General features: G+C 64.8%; 21 protein-coding genes and 1 pseudogene. 12 read left to right on the forward strand and 10 right to left on the reverse strand.

Going from position 1 to position 19439, the window contains the following annotated elements:
* From HZZ16_RS01620 to HZZ16_RS01630, 3 genes are read right to left on the reverse strand one after another with little or no spacing between them, the layout of a single operon-like run.
* A complete protein-coding gene (locus HZZ16_RS01620) occupies positions 1-1104 on the reverse strand; it encodes a CgeB family protein (protein WP_197946759.1) in 1104 nt (367 codons plus the stop codon).
* Complete coding sequence (locus HZZ16_RS01625) at positions 1101-1697, reverse strand: histidine phosphatase family protein (protein ID WP_197946760.1); 597 nt, start codon at positions 1695-1697, stop codon at positions 1101-1103. Before HZZ16_RS01625 ends, HZZ16_RS01620 begins: the two co-directional genes overlap by 4 nt.
* Positions 1697-2797, reverse strand: a complete 1101-nt coding sequence (locus HZZ16_RS01630) for an inositol-3-phosphate synthase (protein ID WP_197946761.1) — start codon at positions 2795-2797, stop codon at positions 1697-1699. The genes HZZ16_RS01625 and HZZ16_RS01630 overlap by 1 nt, the downstream gene beginning before the upstream one ends.
* Positions 2798-3136: 339 nt before the next feature.
* Between HZZ16_RS01630 and HZZ16_RS01635 the strand changes: the two genes are divergently transcribed.
* From HZZ16_RS01635 to HZZ16_RS01655, 5 genes are all read left to right on the forward strand, one after another.
* A complete protein-coding gene (locus HZZ16_RS01635; RefSeq protein ID WP_197946762.1) occupies positions 3137-3424 on the forward strand; it encodes a hypothetical protein in 288 nt (95 codons plus the stop codon).
* Between the two features lie 10 nt (positions 3425-3434).
* A complete protein-coding gene (locus HZZ16_RS01640; RefSeq protein WP_197946763.1) occupies positions 3435-4355 on the forward strand; it encodes a glycosyltransferase family protein in 921 nt (306 codons plus the stop codon).
* A gap of 87 nt (positions 4356-4442) precedes the next feature.
* A complete protein-coding gene (locus HZZ16_RS01645) occupies positions 4443-6212 on the forward strand; it encodes an SDR family oxidoreductase (RefSeq protein ID WP_197946764.1) in 1770 nt (589 codons plus the stop codon).
* A 122-nt stretch (positions 6213-6334) separates the two neighbouring features.
* On the forward strand, positions 6335-6553 hold the full coding sequence (locus HZZ16_RS01650) for a DUF6894 family protein (RefSeq protein ID WP_057029921.1): 219 nt from the start codon (positions 6335-6337) through the stop codon (positions 6551-6553).
* A 14-nt stretch (positions 6554-6567) separates the two neighbouring features.
* A complete protein-coding gene (locus HZZ16_RS01655) occupies positions 6568-7038 on the forward strand; it encodes a metallophosphoesterase family protein (RefSeq protein WP_197946765.1) in 471 nt (156 codons plus the stop codon).
* A 21-nt stretch (positions 7039-7059) separates the two neighbouring features.
* On the opposite strand, the gene HZZ16_RS01660 is transcribed toward HZZ16_RS01655, so the two are convergent.
* Positions 7060-7248: a hypothetical protein gene (locus HZZ16_RS01660; RefSeq protein ID WP_197946766.1), complete on the reverse strand. Its 189-nt coding sequence runs from the start codon at positions 7246-7248 to the stop codon at positions 7060-7062.
* A gap of 168 nt (positions 7249-7416) precedes the next feature.
* On the opposite strand from HZZ16_RS01660, the gene HZZ16_RS01665 reads away from it, so the two are divergent.
* On the forward strand, positions 7417-7590 hold the full coding sequence (locus HZZ16_RS01665; protein ID WP_197946767.1) for a hypothetical protein: 174 nt from the start codon (positions 7417-7419) through the stop codon (positions 7588-7590).
* 32 nt (positions 7591-7622) lie between these two features.
* Positions 7623-7982, forward strand: a complete 360-nt coding sequence (locus HZZ16_RS01670; protein WP_197946768.1) for a hypothetical protein — start codon at positions 7623-7625, stop codon at positions 7980-7982.
* A gap of 22 nt (positions 7983-8004) precedes the next feature.
* Here HZZ16_RS01670 and HZZ16_RS01675 read toward each other — a convergent pair whose 3' ends face one another.
* Positions 8005-8220 (reverse strand): hypothetical protein, encoded by a 216-nt coding sequence (locus HZZ16_RS01675; RefSeq protein WP_197946769.1) that lies wholly within the window; start codon positions 8218-8220, stop codon positions 8005-8007.
* A 291-nt stretch (positions 8221-8511) separates the two neighbouring features.
* On the opposite strand from HZZ16_RS01675, the gene HZZ16_RS01680 reads away from it, so the two are divergent.
* The gene (locus tag HZZ16_RS01680) at positions 8512-8949 is read left to right on the forward strand and encodes an NUDIX hydrolase (protein ID WP_197946770.1); all 438 of its coding nucleotides are present in this window, start codon (positions 8512-8514) and stop codon (positions 8947-8949) included.
* A 50-nt stretch (positions 8950-8999) separates the two neighbouring features.
* Positions 9000-9896 (forward strand): SIR2 family NAD-dependent protein deacylase, encoded by an 897-nt coding sequence (locus tag HZZ16_RS01685; protein WP_197947257.1) that lies wholly within the window; start codon positions 9000-9002, stop codon positions 9894-9896.
* Here HZZ16_RS01685 and HZZ16_RS01690 read toward each other — a convergent pair.
* The gene (locus HZZ16_RS01690; protein WP_197946771.1) at positions 9893-10903 is read right to left on the reverse strand and encodes a patatin-like phospholipase family protein; all 1011 of its coding nucleotides are present in this window, start codon (positions 10901-10903) and stop codon (positions 9893-9895) included. The genes HZZ16_RS01685 and HZZ16_RS01690 overlap by 4 nt on opposite strands.
* Positions 10904-11075: 172 nt before the next feature.
* Between HZZ16_RS01690 and HZZ16_RS01695 the strand changes: the two are divergent.
* Positions 11076-11219: pseudogene (locus HZZ16_RS01695) on the forward strand (NADH-quinone oxidoreductase subunit D-related protein); the annotation flags it as partial.
* Between the two features lie 21 nt (positions 11220-11240).
* Here the strand turns inward: HZZ16_RS01695 and glgX are convergent.
* Complete coding sequence (glgX, locus tag HZZ16_RS01700; protein WP_197946772.1) at positions 11241-13478, reverse strand: glycogen debranching protein GlgX; 2238 nt, start codon at positions 13476-13478, stop codon at positions 11241-11243.
* Positions 13479-13498: 20 nt separating this feature from the next.
* Positions 13499-13732: a DUF3606 domain-containing protein gene (locus HZZ16_RS01705; RefSeq protein ID WP_197946773.1), complete on the reverse strand. Its 234-nt coding sequence runs from the start codon at positions 13730-13732 to the stop codon at positions 13499-13501.
* 179 nt (positions 13733-13911) lie between these two features.
* On the opposite strand from HZZ16_RS01705, the gene treZ reads away from it, so the two are divergent.
* Positions 13912-15741: a malto-oligosyltrehalose trehalohydrolase gene (gene treZ / locus HZZ16_RS01710; RefSeq protein ID WP_246509912.1), complete on the forward strand. Its 1830-nt coding sequence runs from the start codon at positions 13912-13914 to the stop codon at positions 15739-15741.
* A gap of 26 nt (positions 15742-15767) precedes the next feature.
* Here the strand turns inward: treZ and HZZ16_RS01715 are convergent, their stop codons facing one another.
* Positions 15768-17186 (reverse strand): cytosine permease, encoded by a 1419-nt coding sequence (locus HZZ16_RS01715; RefSeq protein WP_197946774.1) that lies wholly within the window; start codon positions 17184-17186, stop codon positions 15768-15770.
* Positions 17187-17452: 266 nt separating this feature from the next.
* Entirely contained in the window at positions 17453-17896 is a 444-nt protein-coding gene (locus tag HZZ16_RS01720; RefSeq protein ID WP_036005014.1) for a MarR family winged helix-turn-helix transcriptional regulator, read from the reverse strand.
* Between the two features lie 210 nt (positions 17897-18106).
* Between HZZ16_RS01720 and HZZ16_RS01725 the strand changes: the two genes are divergently transcribed.
* The gene (locus HZZ16_RS01725) at positions 18107-19384 is read left to right on the forward strand and encodes an amidohydrolase/deacetylase family metallohydrolase (protein WP_197946775.1); all 1278 of its coding nucleotides are present in this window, start codon (positions 18107-18109) and stop codon (positions 19382-19384) included.
* Positions 19385-19439 lie beyond the last annotated feature (55 nt).

A 19439-nucleotide genomic window follows, 5' to 3' on the forward strand; every position in this document is an offset into this window, starting at 1 on the left:
TCAGGCCTCCTCGATTTGTTGCCGGCTGATCCGGCTCGAGGTTATCTGCTCGAGCATCGCGATCAGTTCGCGGGCGCGCTTGTCGGATGTGTGCTGGTCCATGGTGCGCTCATAAGCGCGCCGGGCCATGCGCCTGAGCTCGGCATCCGGCATCGCAAGCGCGGCGAGCGCATCGTGCTCGTCGCGTGCGATCAGGATCTCCTCTCCAGGCGCGAAGAAGTCCGCTATTCCGGGCCAGTCGTCGCTCAGCAGCGGGGCACCGCAGGCCGCGGCCTCGAACAGCCGGCCGGACGGGCACCAGCCCATCTCCGCCATGGCCCGCCGGGTGACGTTGAGCGTCAGCCGCGACGAGGCAAAGAACGGCGCATGCTCGGACGGCGGCAGGTGCCGCACGAAATAGATGTTGGGCGACCACGGGAAATCGTCCGGATATTGCGCGCCGCCGATCAGGAAGCGGAGATCCTTGCGCGCCCGCGCCGGCGCGACGAAAAGCGCCTCGAGCGTGCGCTGGCGGTCTTCGGAATAGGTGCCGAGATAGGACAAGTCGGCGCGATAATGCGGCTGCGGTGTGGCCGGATGGTGGATGTCTGTGTCGACGTGCCCATAAAGCGGCCGGGTGTCCCCCGCCCCGAGCCTGTTGCGGAATTCGTCCGCAACGTGAGGTCCGCCGGTAAAACTGAGCACCAGCGCGAAGTCCCGCAGGCCGCGCGGGCCGATATAGGGGACGGTTTCGCCGCCGATGAGCCTTGCCAGCGTGACCGGAGTATCAAGGTCGTAGAACACGGGAACAGCACGACCCTCGGCGAGGATCAGCTCGGTCGCGGCGATCGCATCGGGACAATAGGAGGTCACGATCGCGACGTCGGCGTCACGGACCTCAGTGCTTGCCGCCTGCCGCACATCGTCCCAGTTCGCGAACAGCCGAAGCGCGCCGCCCGGCAATTCGTAGAGATCGCGGGCACCAGCATAATAGGGCACGTCGCGCTCGAAGAAGGCGACGCTGTGTCCCGAACGCGCGAGATGCTTGCAGAGGCCGCGCCACAAGGTGGCGTGACCGTTGCCCCAGGACGAGGAGATTGTCAGGCCGAAGATGACGATCTTCACGCCGGCACCCGCTGGTTGATTCCGGTGATCTTCATGCCGCTTCTGTCGGCGCGGAGCGTGCTGATGCTGGCAGGATCGATCTCGATCGAGAGAAACTGGTCGAGCGACTTGCGCGAATAGTGCAGCAGCGCGGCGCGGATCGGCTCGGCGTGGCTGACGACGACGACGGCGTCGAGATTGCGATCGCCGCGCAGCTGCTCCAGATGAGCAACCACCCGATTCTGAAGCGACCGCATGCTCTCGCCGCCGGGTGGGCGGCTGGTGCCGCGTCGCCCATTCCAGCGCGACCATCGGGGATCCGGCGCCAGGTCGTCGAACGATCGCCCGGTCCACTCGCCATAATCGATCTCGTCGAGTGCGGGGACGATCTCGACCGGCAGCCTGAAATGCGCCGCGAGGATGCAGGCCGACTGCATGCAGCGCCGTTGCGGGCTGGACTGAATGAGTGACGGCCGCCGCGCGATGGTCCCCGCACAGCGCGCCATCTCCTCGCAGCCGAGATCGTCGAGCTCGACGCCTTTCATCCGGCCGCACAGGACGCGGCCGAGCAGGGCATGATGACCGTGCCGGACGAGATGGATGATCCCAGCCATCACGCAAACGCCTTGTCGTCGATGAAGGCGCGTGTCCGCCGTCCGGCCTCTTCGTCGGTGAACTGCTGTGGCGGGGATTTCATGAAATAGCTGGAAGGGCCCGTCAGCGCTCCGGCCTGGCCGCGGTCCATGGCGAGCTTGGCACAGCGCACTGCGTCGATCACAACGCCTGCCGAGTTCGGGGAGTCCCAGACCTCGAGCTTGACCTCGGCGCTCAGGGGAACACCGCCGAACGTCGTTCCCTCCAGGCGGATGAAGGCGAGCTTGCGATCGGTGAGCCACGGCACGTGGTCGCTCGGTCCGACATGGATGTTGTCGGGGTCCATGGGGACGTCGAACTGGCTGGTCACGGCCTGGGTCTTGGAGATCTTCTTCGAGGCCAGCCGCTCTCGTTCGAGCATGTTCTTGAAATCGGTGTTGCCGCCGACATTGAGCTGGTAGGTGCGGTCGAGCCGCACCCCGCGCTCGCGGAACAGATTGGCGAGCACGCGATGCAGGATGGTGGCACCGACCTGGCTCTTGATGTCGTCGCCGACGATTGGCAGGCCGGCCTCCTCGAAGCGGCGCCGCCACTCCGGATTGGAGGCGATGAAGACCGGAATGCAATTGACGTAGCCGCAGCCGGCCTCGATGGCGCGCGCCGCATACCACTCGCTGGCGCGCTGCGAGCCGACCGGAAGATAGGAGACCAGAACGTCGGTGCGGGAGGTCGCCAGCACTTCGGCCACGTCGGCCTCCGGCACCTCCGCAATCGGAACGTCGTCGGTGAGGTAATGTCCGATGCCGTCCAGGACCGGTCCGCGCTGCACGATCACGCCTGTCGGAGCGACGTCGGAGAAGCGGTGCGTGTTGTTGGGCGGGGCGAAGATCGCATCGGCGACGTCGCGGCCGACCTTGTTGGCGTTGACGTCGAACGCCGAAGCGATCTGGATGTCGCTGATGTGGTAACCGCCGAGGTCCGCATTCATCAGTCCCGGCACCGGCTCGTTCGACTCGGCGTTGCGGTAGTAGGTGAGGCCCTGGACGAAGGAGCTCGCGCAATTGCCGACGCCGACGAGTCCGACGCGCACGCGGCGCCTGTCTTGGAGACGAGAATGCATGGAATGAAGCCCTCCGGAAAACGCGCGGCGGCGTCGGTGCAAGAGTCGGTGTAAGTACGTCGGCGAACGTGTGAAAGGTATGTTCGTTCCTGGAAAGGAGATGCGAGCGGCAGGCCATGGGCGATTCATCGCGACAAAATGCGACGAGCTTAACATGGGATAAAATCCCGAACCGCCAGCCGGGAACGAACGGCTTTGATGATGAAGATGAAGAAGATGATGCTCGCCTCGCGCGACCGCTTCGCATCTGCGCGAAAGAACAAATCACTCCGCCCAGCGTTTGTCGGCGGAGGGTTCGATGTGCCGGGCTCATAGCCCGACTAGTCAACGAGGTGTAACATGACGTCCAAGACGCAAAGCAGCGAAGCCCACGAGACCACCGATCATAACATCATCCGGAAATGGGCCGAAGAGCGCGGCGGGAAACCGGCGACCGTGAAGGCGACGGAGGAGGGTGGCCACGCCGGAATCCTGCGCATTGATTTCGATCCGCCGGACGAAGCGCTGGACCGCATCAGCTGGGACGAGTTCTTCGAAAAGTTCGATGAATCCGGCATTGCGTTCCTGCATCAGGATCGAACCAAGGACGGCAAGCTCAGTCGATTCCACAAGTTCGTGCGACACTAGCGACCGCGACATGGCTGGCGGCTGGGCGGAAGCGATCAGGGCGGGCGATTTTGCGCGCGCCTGGATGATCAACGATCTTGATCTGCTGGAGATCGCGCATCCGCCCAAGCACACCGGACCGCGCCATCTGCAGCGGATCTGGCGCGGCGAGGACCTCAAGGATAAGCACGTGCTGGTGCGCTGCTATCACGGACTCGGCGACACCATCCAGTTCCTGCGCTTCATGAAGCCGCTTCGCGCGATCGCGCGCAGCGTGACCCTGTGGTGTCAACCCGAGCTGCTGCCGCTGGTCGAGGGCGCCGCCGGCGTCGATCGCGCGATTCCGCTGCACGATGGTGCGCCCGAGATCGCTTTCGAGGTCGACATCGAGATCATGGAAGTGCCGCACGCCATCAGAGCGCGCCGCGATCAGGTCGAGATGCACGTTCCCTACCTGGCGCTCCCTCCTGTTGCCGTTCAGCCGCTTCGGCAAGAACAAGGGCTGGCCGTCGGCCTGGTCTGGAAAGTCGGTGAATGGGACAAGCGCCGGGAAGTTCCGGCCGCCTTGCTGCGCAGTCTCGCAGGACCCGGCGTGACGCTCCATTCGCTCCAGCGTGGCGTCAGCACCGAAGAGCTCGCGGCGATCGGGGCGCGGGACATCAGCACGCCCGACATCGTCGCTCTCGGCCATCGCCTGCGGCAGCTCGATCTCATCATCTGTGTCGACACCATGGTCGCGCACCTTGCGGGCGCGCTCGGATGCGGGGCCTGGGTCCTGCTGCATGCCGATTGCGACTGGCGCTGGCCTCCATCCGGTGCGCGCTCGTTCTGGTATCCGAGCCTACGGCTGTTTCACCAAAGACGGCCGGGCGATTGGGGCGATGTCGTCGCCGACGTCGGCAACGCGCTACAGGCACGCCTCGAAGCAGGTCGAATGACCGCGGCGGTGTGATTTCCAGAACGTTCTTCCAAGACATTGATGAGGAACGAGCGCCGCCCACGCGCTTTGGTGCAACGCCCGCGCAAGGGAAAGACGCTCATGCAAAGTTCCGACGCCGGTGTGTCGACCGCCAGCCTGTCGCGGGTGACAGACGATATCTGGATCCTGGACGACAAGCCGATCAGCGCCGCCGGCCTGCAACTGCCCGTGCGGATGACTGTCATCCGCCTGTCGAATGGCGATCTCGTGCTGCATTCGCCGGTGAGATATTCGCCGGGTCTGCGACAGGAGCTGGAGCGGCTGGGTACGATCAGATACCTGCTGGCGCCAAATATTGCCCATTGGATGTTCCTGCCCGAATGGCAAAGGCAGCTGCCGCAGGCCGCGATCTTTGCCGCGCGCGGCCTTGCGGCGCGCCAGCAGGTGCGGGCGGCCGGCCTCCGCATCGATTGCGAGCTTGGAGACACGACGCCGGAGGAATGGGCCGCCGATCTCGAAACGGTGTCGGTGAACGCTCCGACGTTCTCGGAGGTCGAGCTGTTCGACAGGCGGAGCCGGACGCTGGTTCTGACCGATATCGTGCAGAACCTCGATCCCCACCACCTCAGCGCCTCGAATGCGGCTGCGGCGAACCTGCTCGGCATTGCCAAGCCGGACGGAAAGGCCCCGGTCTATCTGCGGCTGCTGCTGCGCCTCGGCGGCCGTTCGGCGCGGGCTGCGGCCGAGCGGCTCGTGAAGCTGGCTCCGGAACGGGTGATCTTTGCGCATGGCGACTGGTTCGAAACGCAGGGAACGGCGCGGCTGCGGCGATCCCTGCGTTGGCTGCTTCCGGCGGACGTCTCGGGCCGCGAGCACGGGCAGATAGTCGGCACGCGCGTCGTCATCACCGGGGCCTCCAGTGGAATCGGACGTGCCGCGGCGCTGGCCTTCGCCCGCAAGGGCGCCAGCGTCGTTCTCGCGGCACGCCGCGGCGAGGTCTTGATGCGGCTTGCTGCCGAGTGTGAGGCGCTTGGAGGCCGTGCCCTGGCCGTGCCGACCGACGTCACTGATGCGGAGGCGGTGCAGCGTCTGGCCGGTGCGGCGGACGAGGCCTTCGGCGGCATCGACGTCTGGATCAACAACGCGGGTACAGGCGTGTTCGGAGCCTATCAGGATGCAGATATCGCGTTTCATCGCCGGACCATTGAGGTCAATCTGCTCGGCACCATGCATGGCGCGTTCGCGGTGCTCCCGATTTTCCTTCGCCAGAACCGCGGTGTCTTGATCAACAACATCTCGCTGGGCGGCTGGGCGCCGACGCCCTTTGCCGCAGCGTATACTGCCAGCAAGTTCGGCCTGCGCGGCTTCACCGCAAGCTTGCGTCAGGAGCTCCGTGCTCGTCCCGACATTCACGTCTGCGGCGTCTTCCCGTCCATGGTCGATACGCCGGGCTTCGTCCACGGCGCCAACACCTCCGGACGAAGGCTCGATCCTGGTCCGCTGCTATATCAATCCGAGGACGTGGCCCAGACCTTCGTCAGCCTCGTCCGCGCGCCGCGTGACGAGGTGGCCGTCGGGTGGCCGGCGCGCGCCGGCCAACTGGCCTATGCGATTGCCCCTGAGATCACCGAGAGTGTCCTCGGAGCAGCATTCCGCTGGCTGCTGTCGCGCGCGCGTCCCGCAGCGAGGAACGCAGGCACCTTGCTCGAAGCGGGTCCGCAGGGTACGTCGGTCGACGGCAGTTGGCTGGTGCGGAAGCAGGTTCCGCCAGCCGCTGTGCTGAGCAAGGGGCTGGTGGTGCTTGGGATCGCTGCGGGCCTGGCATTCGCCGCATCGAGGACCGGCCGTTCGTCGCGCCCGCGCGCGCGGACGCGGCGGCGCCGCGCGTGAGTCCATCGCAATCTCGCGCCAAGGATCGGAGGCGCCGCCGCCCGCCGGACCGCAGATGGCTCCCACGCCGGAACGAAGCCTCGAGGCGGCGCGTTCCTGCGGGAACACACGAGGACCAGACGTTGCCGCGCTATCATTTTGATTTGGTGGATTCTGAAACCGTAGCCGACGAAGGAGGTGCCGATTTGCCGGACGACATCAAGGCTCTGGATGTCGCCGAAGAGATTGCGCGGCGCCTGCTCGAGGAGCGACCCGAGCTCAAGGGCCGCCACTTCTCGATCCTCGTCACGAACGAGGACGGTGAGGAAATCGGCCGGATGCCGCTGGATGTAGTGCACTGAAGCCGTGATCTGACATGACGTTCACGATTGGGGTGATCGCCGACACGCATGGACTGCTGAGGCCCGAGGCGGAGCGCTGCCTCGCCGGCGTCTCGCACATCATCCACGCCGGCGACATCGGCGCCCAGGTGGTGATGGACGGGCTTTGCCGCATCGCACCCGTCACCGCGATCAGGGGAAATGTCGATCGGGGCACGTGGGCTGAACGCTTTCCTGAAACACAAACGCTGCGCCTTGGCGGCCGCAACTTCTACGTCCTGCACGACCTCAACGAGCTGACGATCGATCCTGCCGAGCTCGGGATCGATGTCGTGGTCTCAGGGCATTCCCACCGCGCGCGGATCGAAACCGTCAACGGCGTGCTTTATCTGAATCCAGGCGGCGCAGGGAAACGACGCTTCAAGCTGCCGATTACGCTCGCAACGTTGGAGCTCGATTCCGGCGGGCCGCTGCGGCCCGTCATTCATGATCTCGACAGGATCTGACGCCAAGCCAGCGACCGCTGCCTAGTGTGTCTTCGATTTCTGCCAGCGCTCCAGATCCACCGGCGGCCGGTCCGGATCGATCTGGTCCTTCTCGGGATTGCCCTGCCAAGGCTTGTTCGTCTGCCGGTGCGTCGGCATGTCCGTCTGCCGGCGCGGATCATCAAGCGGAGTCTCTCGCGGATCGGTTGCAGGTTCGGTCGCCTTTGGCATGTGTTCCTCCCGGGACTTGCGCGGTGCCGATAGGGCAACAACCCCAGCAGCATCCGCTCGTTCCAGCGGCTTCGTCATGGTTCCGGCTGCGGCGATCGGCTCAGGAACGACGCCGGGAGCCAGTGCATTGCTCCATGTCAGAATCGCGAAGCGATACAGGAGCAGGACATGTCAAAAATGCCTCCCGTCCCCGAAGAGCAGCGAAGCAACAAGGGGCCCGGCGCAGAGCCGGCGACCGAAGTGGAAGAACGTGTGCCCGACCGCGAGAACTTCGACACCCAGGGCCGCCACGGCAACATCAAGCAGAACACGACCAATCAGGGCTATCAGCAGGATCGATGATGGACTTACGCGGATGCAGTGAGAGACGTTCGATGCGCGTGACGGGTCTCGTGCTCGTCGCCGTGCTGGCGGCTGCCTCCGCCGGACCGGCATTGGCACAGTCCGGTGGCGGTGGTGGGGGCGGAAGCGCCGGCGGCGGCGCGGGGGGCAGCACGTCGTCGGCTCCGGGCACGAATTCGGCTGGAACGGCTCAGTCGAGTGGCGGCGCGGCCCCCCGGGGATCGACGACGGTCGGGCGCCCCGGCAATCCGGCAGGCGGCACGAATATCGGACGCATCGACGGGACGGTCACGTCCGGACCTTCGCTGCAGGGCGACGACCAGATTCGCTCGGAGAGCTCCCGCGACTCCGAGGCGGATCGAAAGATCAAAGGCATCTGCAGGGGATGCTGAGCCTATGATGCTGAACCCATGATCAGGACGTCGGCTTGTCCGGCGCCCAGTCCAGGTCCGCATCGTCGCAAGGCTCGGGGTCGGCAGGGCAAGGCCTGATCTTCAACTCGTCCTCGAGCACCCGCTGGCCCTCGGTATGTTCGATCAGCCCCGCCTCATCGGCTTTTTCCCACGTTTCCTCCCTGGTCGGAAACGTGCGGCTCACCTTCTCTCCGTCCTTGAACAGGGCGTATGCCATGATCGCCTCTCTGGCTTTCGTCGCCACGCTTTACGCGATTTCGCGGAGGTTGCTCAGGGTCGACAATCCGAGGCCACCCAAAGCAAGCAAGAACAATCTTCTCAGCATGTGCAGCTCCAACATGTGGACGACAGACGCAGCGTGATGTCGAACGTTCCTAGGGGTGAATGAATTCAACACCCAAACGCGCACCCGTGCCGACGAATGGCTCGCTCGCCTTAACGCGCCACTGCGCAAAACAGGAACCATGGTTGCGGCGCCCGCTTATCAGACGCGAGTTGGAGGCGCCTGATGGGAAAGAAACAATTTGCCGCTCTGCCGTTTCGTCTGGACAAGTCTGAGCTGCGGGTGATGCTGATCACGACCAGGCGCAAGCGCAGGTGGAGCGTCCCGAAGGGCTCGTCGATGCGCAACAAGGAGCCGCACCTGACGGCTGCGCTCGAAGCGTATGAGGAGGCGGGCCTGGTCGGCGTCGTGGCCACGCGCGCACTGGGCAGCTTCAAGCACCGCAAGCGAAAAGGCGATCGCAAGCGGACCATGAACGTTGCCGTCTTCGCGATGAAGGTACACGGGCGGGAGCGCTGGTGGCCCGAGAAGGGAGAGCGGGAAGCGATCTGGGTCTCGCCCAAGACGGCGGCGCGCCTGGTGCACAAGGCGCAGCTTCGGCGCCTGATCGCCCGGTTCGCGGCACAGACGGCCCGCGAGGCATCCTCGCCGCTGACCCCTTGAGGTTCGGGCCAGGATTAGGAACCCGCCGCTCGCCCGATCATTCAAGCGTGATGGACCAACAAACGACAGGCCTCATATCGGAGGAGCGGCCGCCTCACGAAATCCTGGCAGCAGCGATCGAGCGACGCCGCGCGGTCCTGTTCGTGGGCGCCGGTATTTCGATGGCGGTCGGCTTGCCGTCCTGGCAGTCTCTGATCGATCATCTCTTGGACGATCTCGGCCTCGAACAGGACGTCATCGACGGAATGCACGGCGGCTATCAGATGCTCGCGGAATATTATCGGATCAAGCGCGGCGGGATCGGCCCGCTGCGCAGCTGGCTCGACCGCAATTGGCGTGTCGATCCTGAGAAGATCGCCGCTTCAGAGCTACACCGGATGATCGTCGAGCTGGATTTTCCGGTCATCTACACCACCAATTACGATCGCAACCTCGAAACCGCGTTCGACGTGCTGAAGAAGCCCTTTGCGAAGATCAGCAACGCGAAGGAGATCGCGAGCGCTCGTGCCGGTGTCACCCACATCATCAAATTCCACGGCGACTTCGACGACGATGCCTCGCTGGTTCTGACCGAGACCGACTTTCTCAACCGGCTCGCCTTCAATTCCCCGCTCGATATCCGCTTTCGCGCCGATGCGCTGGGAAGCACGCTGCTGTTCGTCGGATACAGCATGTCCGATCCGAACATCCGGCTGCTGCTGCACCGGATCTGGCAGATCTGGGACGAGTCCGGGCACAGCCAGGATCGGCCGCGATCCTTCGTGTTCGTCGCGCAGCGCAATCCGGTGCAGGAGGCCGTACTCGCGAACTGGGGCATTACCACCATCGCCCCGCCCGACGGCATGACTGCCGATGACGGTCTCAAGCGGCTGCTGCGCGACATTCGCGAGCGGCTGGGAGGCAAGACCGCGCCTAGCGCGGGTCCTGACACAAAGAGACATCGCTAGGGCCGCCGCACGCTGCAGATCTCGTTCGGGGCCGGCGTGAGGCTTGCGGCATATTGCATGTCCAGAAAGCCGGCGCGCCAGCGCTGCGCCATGGCCGTCTCCGACAGGTCGAAGGATTTTTCCGGCCCGGCCTCCTCGCGGCCCGGGCGGTAGCTCAGGAGATAGACCTTGTCCTCGTAGTGGAGGTCCTGAAGCTCGGCGCGGAGCTGACGGGCCTCCAGCGCGTAGCCAAGGCGCTGGAAGGTCTGGTTGCCGAAGGTCAGGTCGCTCTTGCGTTCGGACGCGGCCTCGAGCCCATTGGGGACCTTGCCGTCGCGCGGAAATAGATCGATCACATAGAGGCGGAGCGGGCCTGCAGTTTCGAGGATCGGATCGAACGGCGCGTTCAGCGAGAACCCGCCGTCGACGAGCCAGCGGCCGGCGATCTGCACCGGAGCGAATTCGGGGAGAAAGCCACAGCTGGCCAGGATATGGTCCATCTCGATCCGCTCCGATGCGGAGTCGAACAACACGGCATCGCCGCTCTCGACATCGGTGGCGCAGATCGTGATCCGCACATGGCCACCGTTCAGACGTCCGAAATCGATCAAGCGCTGCAGGCGTTGGCGGGTCGGGCCGAGATCGTAGAGGCCGCCGTAACGAGAAGACGGAATGGGGAGGCGGGGGTGGAAGAAACCCGAATGACCCAGCAGGCGCGTATTGATCGAGCTCAGCCACGCAAACGCATGGCGGCCCGCGTTCGGCACTTCGGCTGGACTGCTTGGCGCATGCCAATAGCGGCGCAAATTCCGCAGCCGGTCGTCGCGCGCGCTCCCCGCGATCAGCGCGGCCGTGATGGCTCCTGCCGACGAACCGGTCACCCAGTCGATTGGCAGCCGAAGCGAAGTGAGTGCTTCGAACACACCGCCATGATAGGCGCCGAGACCGAGACCGCCGGAGAACACGACGGCCGTGAGAGCACGCTCGACTGCGGTCGCGCCGCCTGGCTCAGCTGCACGGTCCGTCAAGACGGGCGCCAGTTGCCGGTCGGGTGGTCAGGGTGCCCCTGTAACGGCGCGCATAGCGGCAGCGGGGATTGATCACAAGAGCGGCGGGGAGCAATCGATATCTCCTCTCAAACCTCCAATCTCGACATTGAACGCAGCTCTTGATGCGGTGTTCCTAAGGCTCTCGCGGCGCATAGCCGATGGGACCAACACCGCCTATCGGTGCAAGATCAGGTCGCCCGGGTTGCGATGGATTTCTCTGCAAGGGGCATTTGCTGGCGGACGTCTCAGCATCCCGGGCTCGCTGGACATCGTGTTCGGCGAAGTCGATCGCTGATCGCGAACGGGCGGGACGCGGCTACTCGGGCAGAGGCGTGTCGGCGATGTCCATCAGCGCGCCGAGGCCTTGACGGAGGCGCCGCGTCGCGATGCTGTCGTTCGCAAGGCCAAACACCACGAGCGAGCGCGCGGTCACCGCGTAAGCATGTCCGAACTCGAATTCGGCCATCGGCGCGTCGGGCCGATTGGTGTCGATCAGGCCGAGCCAGCTGCGTCCCTCGGTGACCTCCGGCAAGGTGAAGTTCACGACGTCGTGGTGCGCGTTGTAGACCAGCAGCATGGTCGCATCCGAGCCGCGGCGCTTGATCCCGGTCTCCTGCGCGCGGCCGTCGAGCAGCATGCCGAAGCATTTGGCATTGCCGTCCTGCCATTGCTCGGTCGCCATCTCCTCGCCGGATGGCGACAGCCAGGTGACGTCCTTGACGTCGAGCTCCTCGTTGTGCGAGCCGACCAGGAAGCGGCTGCGGTAGAGGATGGGAAACGCCTTGCGGGTGGCGATCAGCTTGCGCACGAACTCGCGCAGGCTGCGGCCGTTCGCGGTGATGCCCATCCAGTTGAGCCAGGTGGTCTCGTTGTCTTGGGCGTAAGCATTGTTGTTGCCGTTCTGGGTGTGCCCGAACTCGTCGCCCGCGAGCAGCATCGGTGTGCCGTGGGACAGCAGCATCGTGGCCAGCAGGTTCCGCTTCTGGCGCTCGCGCAAGGCGGTGATCTCCGGGTCGTTGGTCGGCCCTTCGACGCCGCAATTCCAGGAATGATTGTTGCTGTGGCCGTCGCGATTATCCTCGCCATTCGCCTCATTGTGCTTGTCGTTGTAGGAGACGAGATCGTTGAGGTTGAAGCCGTCATGGGCGGTGACGAAATTGACGCTGGCCCAGGGCCGGCGTCCGCGCTTGTTGAAGAGGTCGCCGGAGCCCGAGACGCGCTTGGCGAAGTCGGCCAGCGTGCCCGGATCGCCCTTCCAGAAAGCGCGTACCGTGTCCCTGAACTTGTCGTTCCACTCGGCCCAGCCCGGCGGAAACTGACCGACCTGGTAGCCACCGGGGCCGATATCCCAGGGTTCTGCGATCAGCTTGACGCTGGAGAGCACGGGATCCTGGCGGCAGGCGTCGAGAAAGCCGCCGCCTTCATCGAAGCCATAGGGTTCGCGCGCCAGGATGGTGGCGAGATCGAAACGGAAGCCGTCGACCCGCATCTCGGTCGCCCAGTAGCGCAAGGAATCTGCGACGAGTTGCAGCACACGTTGATGCGAGAGATTGACGGTATTCCCCGTGCCGGTGTCGTTGATGTAGTAGCGCTTTTTGTCCGGCAGCAGGCGGTAGTAGCTGGCATTGTCGATGCCCTTGAACGACAGGGTCGGGCCGAGCTCGTTGCCTTCGGCGGTGTGATTGTAGACGACGTCGAGAATGACCTCGATGCCATGGGCATGAAACTGGTTGACCATGGCCTTGAATTCGTTCGCAGACGTCGCCTTCAGGTAGCGCGGATCAGGAGCGAAGAAGGCGATGGAATTATAGCCCCAGTAATTGCGCAGGCCTTTCTCGATCAGATAGCTGTCGTCGACGAAGGCATGGATCGGCAGCAGCTCGACGCTGGTGATGCCGAGCGAGCGCAAGTAAGCCGGGATTTCCGAATGTGCCAGGCCTGAGAACGTGCCGCGGTCGGCTTCCGGCACCAGCGGATGCAGCTGGGTGAAGCCCTTGACGTGCATCTCGTAGACGATCGTGCGTTCCCACGGCACTTCCGGCTTCCGCGCCGCGCCCCAGGTAAAGGCGGGATCGATGACGCGGCATTTCTGCATCAACGGCGCGCTGTCGCGGTCGTCGTAAGAGAGGTCCTTGTCGGCATGGTTGAGTTGGTAGCCGAATAGCTCAGGTCCCCAGCGGAGCTGGCCGACCAGCTGCCTGGCATAGGGATCGAGCACGAGCTTGTTGGGATTGAAGCGGTGGCCGGCGTCGGGTTGGTAAGGGCCATGGACGCGATAGGCGTAGACGGTGCCGGGGCGGGCGGAGGGCAGATAGCCGTGCCAGACCTCGTCGGTATATTCGGGAAGCTCGATGCGCTCGAGCTCAGTTTCGCCGGCATCGTCGAACAGGCAGAGCTCGACCTTGGTGGCATGGGCCGAGAACAGCGCGAAATTAGCGCCGAGGCCGTCCCAGGTGGCGCCGAGCGGGAATGGTCTGCCCTCGGTGATCCGGGTGCGGCGCAGGCTCGAGGCTGCCCGCGTCAGGGCGTCGTCTGAATGTGCTGGTTGGTCCATCTCTGCCCCCGAGGTGCCCGTCAGGACGTCGGCGCCGTCGCGGGGACAGGCGCCACATCGGCCGGCTTGGATAGCGCGCTGGCTCTCTGCAAGGCGGCCTCCTTGCCGATGGCGGGAATGGAGTTGCCGATCCGTCCGACGATCGTGATCAGCTCAGCGTCCGAAAGTCCGAGCCGTTTCTTGATGAGGCGCACCTGGGTGCGGTCGGTCAGGTCGAGCTTGTTACGGATCGGTTGCGGCTTCGGGCGGCGCATGGCGGCAGCTCCTGTGTGGGACCCTAACCGTCGTGCCGCTGATTCCGTTCCCGTCGCGCTGCAAATGTCCCGTGTCGGCGCCATGGAGGAACGAACGCACACGGCTCCGCTTTGTCGTCCCGACGCGCAAGCGATCTTGAAGCATGCCGAGGCGGAGCATGCGGCGAAAGGGGACGGGCTTGAGCCAAAGACTGGGAATGGCCGAGCAAGGTCGGCGCCATGGTCCTCAGATCGTCGATCATGGGGTCTCGTTCAACTTGTGGGCGCCGACGGCGCGCTTCGTCGAGCTGCTCGAAATCGGCCAGCCGCCACGGAAGATGTCGCGCGATGCGGACGGCTGGTATCAGCTGCTCAGCCAAACCGCGCGCGCCGGCACGCACTATCAGTTCAGGATCAACGACGATCTCGTCGTGCCCGATCCCGCCTCGTGCTTCCAGCCGGACGACGTCGGCGCGCCGAGCGAGGTGGTCGATACGGCCGCGTTGCGGGACCCGGTGCTCTATCCGGGCCGTCCCTGGGCGGAGGCCGTGATCTACGAGCTGCATGTCGGCACGTTCAGCGAAGAGGGGACCTATGCCGGCGTCGAGAAGAGGCTGTCTTATCTTCGCGATCTGGGCATCACCGCCATCGAACTGATGCCGCTCAACGACGTGCCCGGCCGGCACAATTGGGGCTACGACGGCGTGCTCCTGAACGCGCCGAATGCCCGCTACGGCCGGCCGGAGGATCTCAAGCGGCTGCTGCGCGCCGCGCATGCCCTCGACATCATGGTCTATCTCGACGTCGTCTATAACCATTTCGGGCCGCAGCTGAACTATCTGCATGTCTATGCGGAGAATTTCTTCAACCCACGCCACACCACGGGCTGGGGGCCGGCCGTCAACCTCGAAGGAGCCGACGGCGCGTTCGTGCGTGGGTTTCTGATCGAGAATGCCCTGATGTGGCTGCGCGATTATGGGTTCGACGGCCTGCGCTTCGATGCCGTTCATGCGCTGAAGGACGACTCGAACCGGCATTTCCTGGTCGAGCTCGCCGAGACCCTGCGCAGTCAGCTGGCGGGCCGGCGCATCCATCTGATGCTGGAGAACGAGGCCAATCAGGCGCACCTGCTCGCGCGTTCACAGGGACGAGCGACGTACTACGATGCGCAATGGGGCGACGATTTCCACAATGCGCTCCGCGTCCTGCTCACGGGCGAGGACGAAGGTTATTACCGGGCGTTTGCGGACAAGCCGCTCGAACATCTGGCGCGTTCCTTGACCGAGGGCTTTGCCTATCAGGGCGAGGTGTTTCCTCTGCACGAGGCGCCGCGCGGCGAGCCGAGTGCTCATCTGCCGCCCGAAGCGACCATCTTCTTCGCCCAGAACCACGATCAGGTCGGCAACCGCGCCTTCGGGGAACGGCTGTCGCGGTTGGTCGGTCCGGACAAGCTGGAGTTGGCCCTCGCGCTGGTTCTGCTCAGCCCGCACATTCCAATGCTGTTCATGGGCGAGGAAGCGGCAGTCGAAACGCCCTTCCTGTTCTTCGCCGACTGGACGGGCGAAGCTGCCGAACTGACACGCGAGGGCCGCCGCAGGGAGTTTTCGCACTTCAAGGCGTTCGCGACGCCCGAAACGCGCGCTGGTATCCCCGACCCGTGCGACGAAAGAACCTTCCTCGCCTCCAGGCTGGACTGGACCAGCATCGAGCAATCGCCTTCGGGCACCAGATTCCGAGCGCTAACGGCGCAGTTGTTGAAGATGCGGCGCGAGAAGATCGTGCCGCTGATCAAACGTGGGTTCGTTTCGGCGCAGCGACAGCTGCTGGGCGCGGATTCCCGCATGGGCGGCGTGGATGTACGCTGGCAGACCGAACAGGGCGACGTTCTGCAGATCGTCGCCAATTTCGCCGACCACGAACTCCCGATGCCCTCGCTGGTCGATGGGGAGAGCCTGTGGCGATTGCACCGTGATGTCGCCGGAGGACTTGGGCCCGGCGACATGATCGTGAGTCTTGGCCGGAAGCGCTGACGAGAGACGAGGTCAGCGCTCTGCGGCTAGCTGCCGGCACGGCTCGCGACGGCCGGTGTGGGGGAGGTCGCGAACTTGCCGAGCCCGAGGTAGACGAGGCCCGCCACGCCGATTCCGAACAACCAGCTCAGATCGGCACCGCCGAGCAGATAGATCGAGATCGGCCCCTGCAGCGCGCTGACGAGCCCGTCCTGCACCAGCCATCCGGCAACGAGGCCGGCGAAGAACGCGATCATGCCGGCCCAGTTGATGTCGCCATAGGCGCTGCTCTCCGGCGAGCGATAGAGCTCGGCCACCTCGATCGTGCCCTTGCGCTTGATGAAGAAGTCGGCGAGCACCACGCCGGCCCACGGGCTCATCCACAACAGCAGGCTGATCATCCAATGGTCGAACGCCTTCGCGAACGACGGCGCGAAGATGAAGTAGAGGGTAACCAGATAGCCGGCGACGCCGACGATGACGGTGAGCCACAAGCGCGACAGTTTCAGCCCCGCGCTCAGGGCCGCCAGCGCCGCCGAATAGACGTTGAGGATGTTGGTGGCGATCGGGCCGTGCAGCACCATCAGGAGGACAAGGATGCTGACCGGACCGCCGAACACCGCGCTGACCATCTTGGCGGGGTCCGTGTCCAGCGTCGTCGAGGCAATGGTCGCGCCGAGAATGCCGAGCCAGACCGTCGGCACGAACATGCCGACATAGCTGTACCAGAACACGGCTTTCGACGGCGTGGAGCGCGGCACGAAGCGCGAATAGTCGGACGCCCAGGTGACCCAGGAAATCCCCCAGCCGACGCCGATTGCGGTCATCAGCATCGTCAGCATCGCCAGATGCGCGCCGGGCGGCAGCGAGGTGGTCAGGCCCCAGTTGACGACGCCGGGCCGCGTCCAGGCCAGCACGCTCATCAGCACCATGATGGCGATGGTCGGCGGCACCGTGTACTTCTCGAAGGTGCGGATCGCGTAGAAGCCGTAGACGCCGATCAGCACCTGCACTGCCATCACCAGCGTGATGACGATCATCTCGACCAGCCAGGTGTCGGGTACGCCGAACTGGCCGAGGATGCCCATCGAGACCTTGACCGGGAAATAGGTGTTCACGCCGATCCAGCCCAGCGTCATCAGGAACATCAGGATGCTCGGCAGGTAGGCGCCGCGGACGCCGAAGGCGGACCGGCTCAGCACCATCTGATTGACGCCGGTCTTGTGTCCCATCACCGTGAAGGTCGCGAAGATCGCGCAGCCCACGATGTTGCCGAACACGATGACCGCGATCGTCTCCATCAGGCCGAGCTTGAGGATGATGCCGAGCGCGCCGAGCGCCCAGTTCACCGGCGCGATGTTGGCGCCGGCCCAGATCCACATCTGCTGCGGCCCGCTGGAGTCCCGGTCCGCGTCGGGAATTGGCTCGATGCTGTGAATATCAGCGCGAAGTTCGGTATCCGTCATGACATCCCCCAATACGAAGCACGCTTCGCATCATCGCAGCATAAATCGTGCCATGGGTTGCGGAGCGGCCGGGCAGGGCGCGTTTCGATGTCGAACGTAGTGAGGCTCCTCCCGGATGCGACTGCGTTTTCAAGCCCGGGCCATGCTGACGCGCCGGCCTGCCGCGGCACACCGGATCTGCCGCCGGATGGTGGCGATCGATGCACGGCCGGGCAGCGGTACGATGATAAATTGAGCAGCCCAACTCAAAAGCGCAGCACTCGCCTCTAGTCGAATAGGGCAGCGGCGCTGTCGCGACTGGGATTGCCGGCCACGATGCGCTGCATCATCTCGATGAAGAGCGCCTGTTCCCGCTGGCTCAAATCGCCGAGCGTTGCGCGATGCGCCCGCCGTGCCGCGCCCTCGATTTTAACCAGCAGCGCGGCGCCGGCGGGCGTCAGGCGACACAATCGCGCGCGCCGATCGTCCTTGTTCACCGCGCGCTCGACCAGGTTGCGCGCAGCGAGGCGTTTCAATGCGCCGGTCGTCGTGGTGCGATCGAGCGCGATATCGGCCGCCAAAGTGGTCTGATCGGCGGTTTCGCGCACCGCCAGCGCCGAGAGCAGGCTGTATTGCAGCGGCGTGACCTCGAATTCGCCGCAGGCTTCCTGAAACAGCGCGACGTGAATCTGGTGCAGCCGGCGGATCAAATAGCCGGGCCGTTCCGACAATGGCCAGGGGCGGTGCTTGCCCCCGCTGCGACTTTTCCTGGCTTGCCGCAATGCACGCTCTCCCAACCCCAGACCGTTCGCGCTTAGCTCGATTCGAACGCGCTCGCCACAACAGGATCATGGCACGAAGCTTGCTTTTATCCAAATGCGAAGCATGCTTCGTAATTCGAGAGCGGGGCAACCGCCTGCGCAAGAGTCAAGGAGAGCGCCATGTCCGTCACTGCCAGCTTCGATCTTCTGCTGCGAGGTGGCCGCGTGATCTGTCCGGCCTCCGGCGTCGATGGCGTCAAGGACGTCGCCATTCGCAACGGCAAGATCGCGGCGGTTGCATCCGACATTCTGCCGACCAGCGCGAAGGAGGTCGTCGATGTCGGCGGCAAGCTCGTGCTGCCCGGGCTGATCGACACCCACGCCCATGTCTATCAATATGTCTCGGGCCGCTTCGGCATGAACCCCGACATGGTGGGCGTGCAGTCCGGCGTGACGACGCTGGTCGATCAGGGTGGTCCGTCCTGCATGACGCTGCCGGGCTTCCGCCATTTCATCGCGGAAGCCTCGGCCTCGCGCGTCTATGCGTTTCTCTCCGCCTATCTCGTCGGCGGCCTCGAGGGTCATTTCTATCCGCAGCTCTACAGCCCCGACGGCGTCGACATCGATGCGACCGTCAAGGCCGCGACCGCCAATCTCGATCTCGTGCGCGGCATCAAGGCTCATGCCGAGATCGGCGGCTTCGCGCGCTGGGGCATTCGCGTCATCGAGATGGCGGCCGAGATCGGCAAGCGTGCCGACCTGCCGGTCTATGTGCATTTCGGCCAGCTCTGGGGCCTGCCCGAGAGCGGGGCCAATGGCGAGGACGCCGACACCATCCTCACCCGGGTGATTCCGCTCTTGCGCGAGGACGACATCCTCGCTCATCCCTTCACGCGACATCCCGGCGGCTTCGTCAATCGCGAGGGCGAGGTGCATCCGGTGATCCAGGCCGCACTCGACCGCGGCCTGAAGGTCGATGTCGGCCACGGCAGCCATTTCTCCTATCGGCTCGCGAAAAAAGCGATCGCTGCCGGCATCATCCCGACCACGCTCGGCGCCGACATTCACGGCTACAACACCCATGTGCCCGCGCCGGCCGGAACGCCCGACCAGCACGAAGACGACGAGAACCATCCCTTCGCCGGCCAGGCCAAGTTCAGCCTGGTCCAGGCGATGAGCTCGATGATGGCACTCGGCCTGTCGCTGGAGCAGGTGGTGCCGATGGTCACCTCCAATCCCGCAAAGATGCTCGGCCGCAGCGAGGTGATCGGTGCGCTCAAGATCGGCATGGACGCCGACGTCTCCGTGCTCACGGAGCAGAATGGCCGCTTCGTCCTCAAGGACAACGAGAAGAATGAGGTGATTGCCGAGCGCCTGCTGCAGCCGGCCTTCTGCCTGCGCGCCGGCACCCGCTTCGACGCGGTCGCGCCGATCCTGCCGCAGGCCGTCGCGGCATAAGGCCCGGCAGTGCAGGAGAACGCCGCGTTGCGCAACGAGCGAGAATTTCCGCACG

This window comes from Bradyrhizobium glycinis (assembly GCF_016031655.1).
In the GTDB taxonomy this organism is placed as follows: domain Bacteria; phylum Pseudomonadota; class Alphaproteobacteria; order Rhizobiales; family Xanthobacteraceae; genus Bradyrhizobium; species Bradyrhizobium glycinis.

Excerpts from the sequence above, each read along its gene's own strand:
- HZZ16_RS01625 (WP_197946760.1), bottom strand. The coding sequence starts at position 1,697 with ATGGCTGGGATCATCCATCTCGTCCGGCACGGTCATCATGCCCTGCTC.
- HZZ16_RS01630 (WP_197946761.1), bottom strand. The coding sequence starts at position 2,797 with ATGCATTCTCGTCTCCAAGACAGGCGCCGCGTGCGCGTCGGACTCGTC.
- HZZ16_RS01635 (WP_197946762.1), top strand. The coding sequence starts at position 3,137 with ATGACGTCCAAGACGCAAAGCAGCGAAGCCCACGAGACCACCGATCAT.
- HZZ16_RS01640 (WP_197946763.1), top strand. The coding sequence starts at position 3,435 with ATGGCTGGCGGCTGGGCGGAAGCGATCAGGGCGGGCGATTTTGCGCGC.
- HZZ16_RS01645 (WP_197946764.1), top strand. The coding sequence starts at position 4,443 with ATGCAAAGTTCCGACGCCGGTGTGTCGACCGCCAGCCTGTCGCGGGTG.
- HZZ16_RS01655 (WP_197946765.1), top strand. The coding sequence starts at position 6,568 with ATGACGTTCACGATTGGGGTGATCGCCGACACGCATGGACTGCTGAGG.
- HZZ16_RS01660 (WP_197946766.1), bottom strand. The coding sequence starts at position 7,248 with ATGCCAAAGGCGACCGAACCTGCAACCGATCCGCGAGAGACTCCGCTT.
- HZZ16_RS01665 (WP_197946767.1), top strand. The coding sequence starts at position 7,417 with ATGTCAAAAATGCCTCCCGTCCCCGAAGAGCAGCGAAGCAACAAGGGG.
- HZZ16_RS01670 (WP_197946768.1), top strand. The coding sequence starts at position 7,623 with ATGCGCGTGACGGGTCTCGTGCTCGTCGCCGTGCTGGCGGCTGCCTCC.
- HZZ16_RS01675 (WP_197946769.1), bottom strand. The coding sequence starts at position 8,220 with ATGGCATACGCCCTGTTCAAGGACGGAGAGAAGGTGAGCCGCACGTTT.
- HZZ16_RS01680 (WP_197946770.1), top strand. The coding sequence starts at position 8,512 with ATGGGAAAGAAACAATTTGCCGCTCTGCCGTTTCGTCTGGACAAGTCT.
- HZZ16_RS01685 (WP_197947257.1), top strand. The coding sequence starts at position 9,000 with ATGGACCAACAAACGACAGGCCTCATATCGGAGGAGCGGCCGCCTCAC.
- glgX (WP_197946772.1), bottom strand. The coding sequence starts at position 13,478 with ATGGACCAACCAGCACATTCAGACGACGCCCTGACGCGGGCAGCCTCG.
- HZZ16_RS01705 (WP_197946773.1), bottom strand. The coding sequence starts at position 13,732 with ATGCGCCGCCCGAAGCCGCAACCGATCCGTAACAAGCTCGACCTGACC.
- HZZ16_RS01715 (WP_197946774.1), bottom strand. The coding sequence starts at position 17,186 with ATGACGGATACCGAACTTCGCGCTGATATTCACAGCATCGAGCCAATT.
- HZZ16_RS01725 (WP_197946775.1), top strand. The coding sequence starts at position 18,107 with ATGTCCGTCACTGCCAGCTTCGATCTTCTGCTGCGAGGTGGCCGCGTG.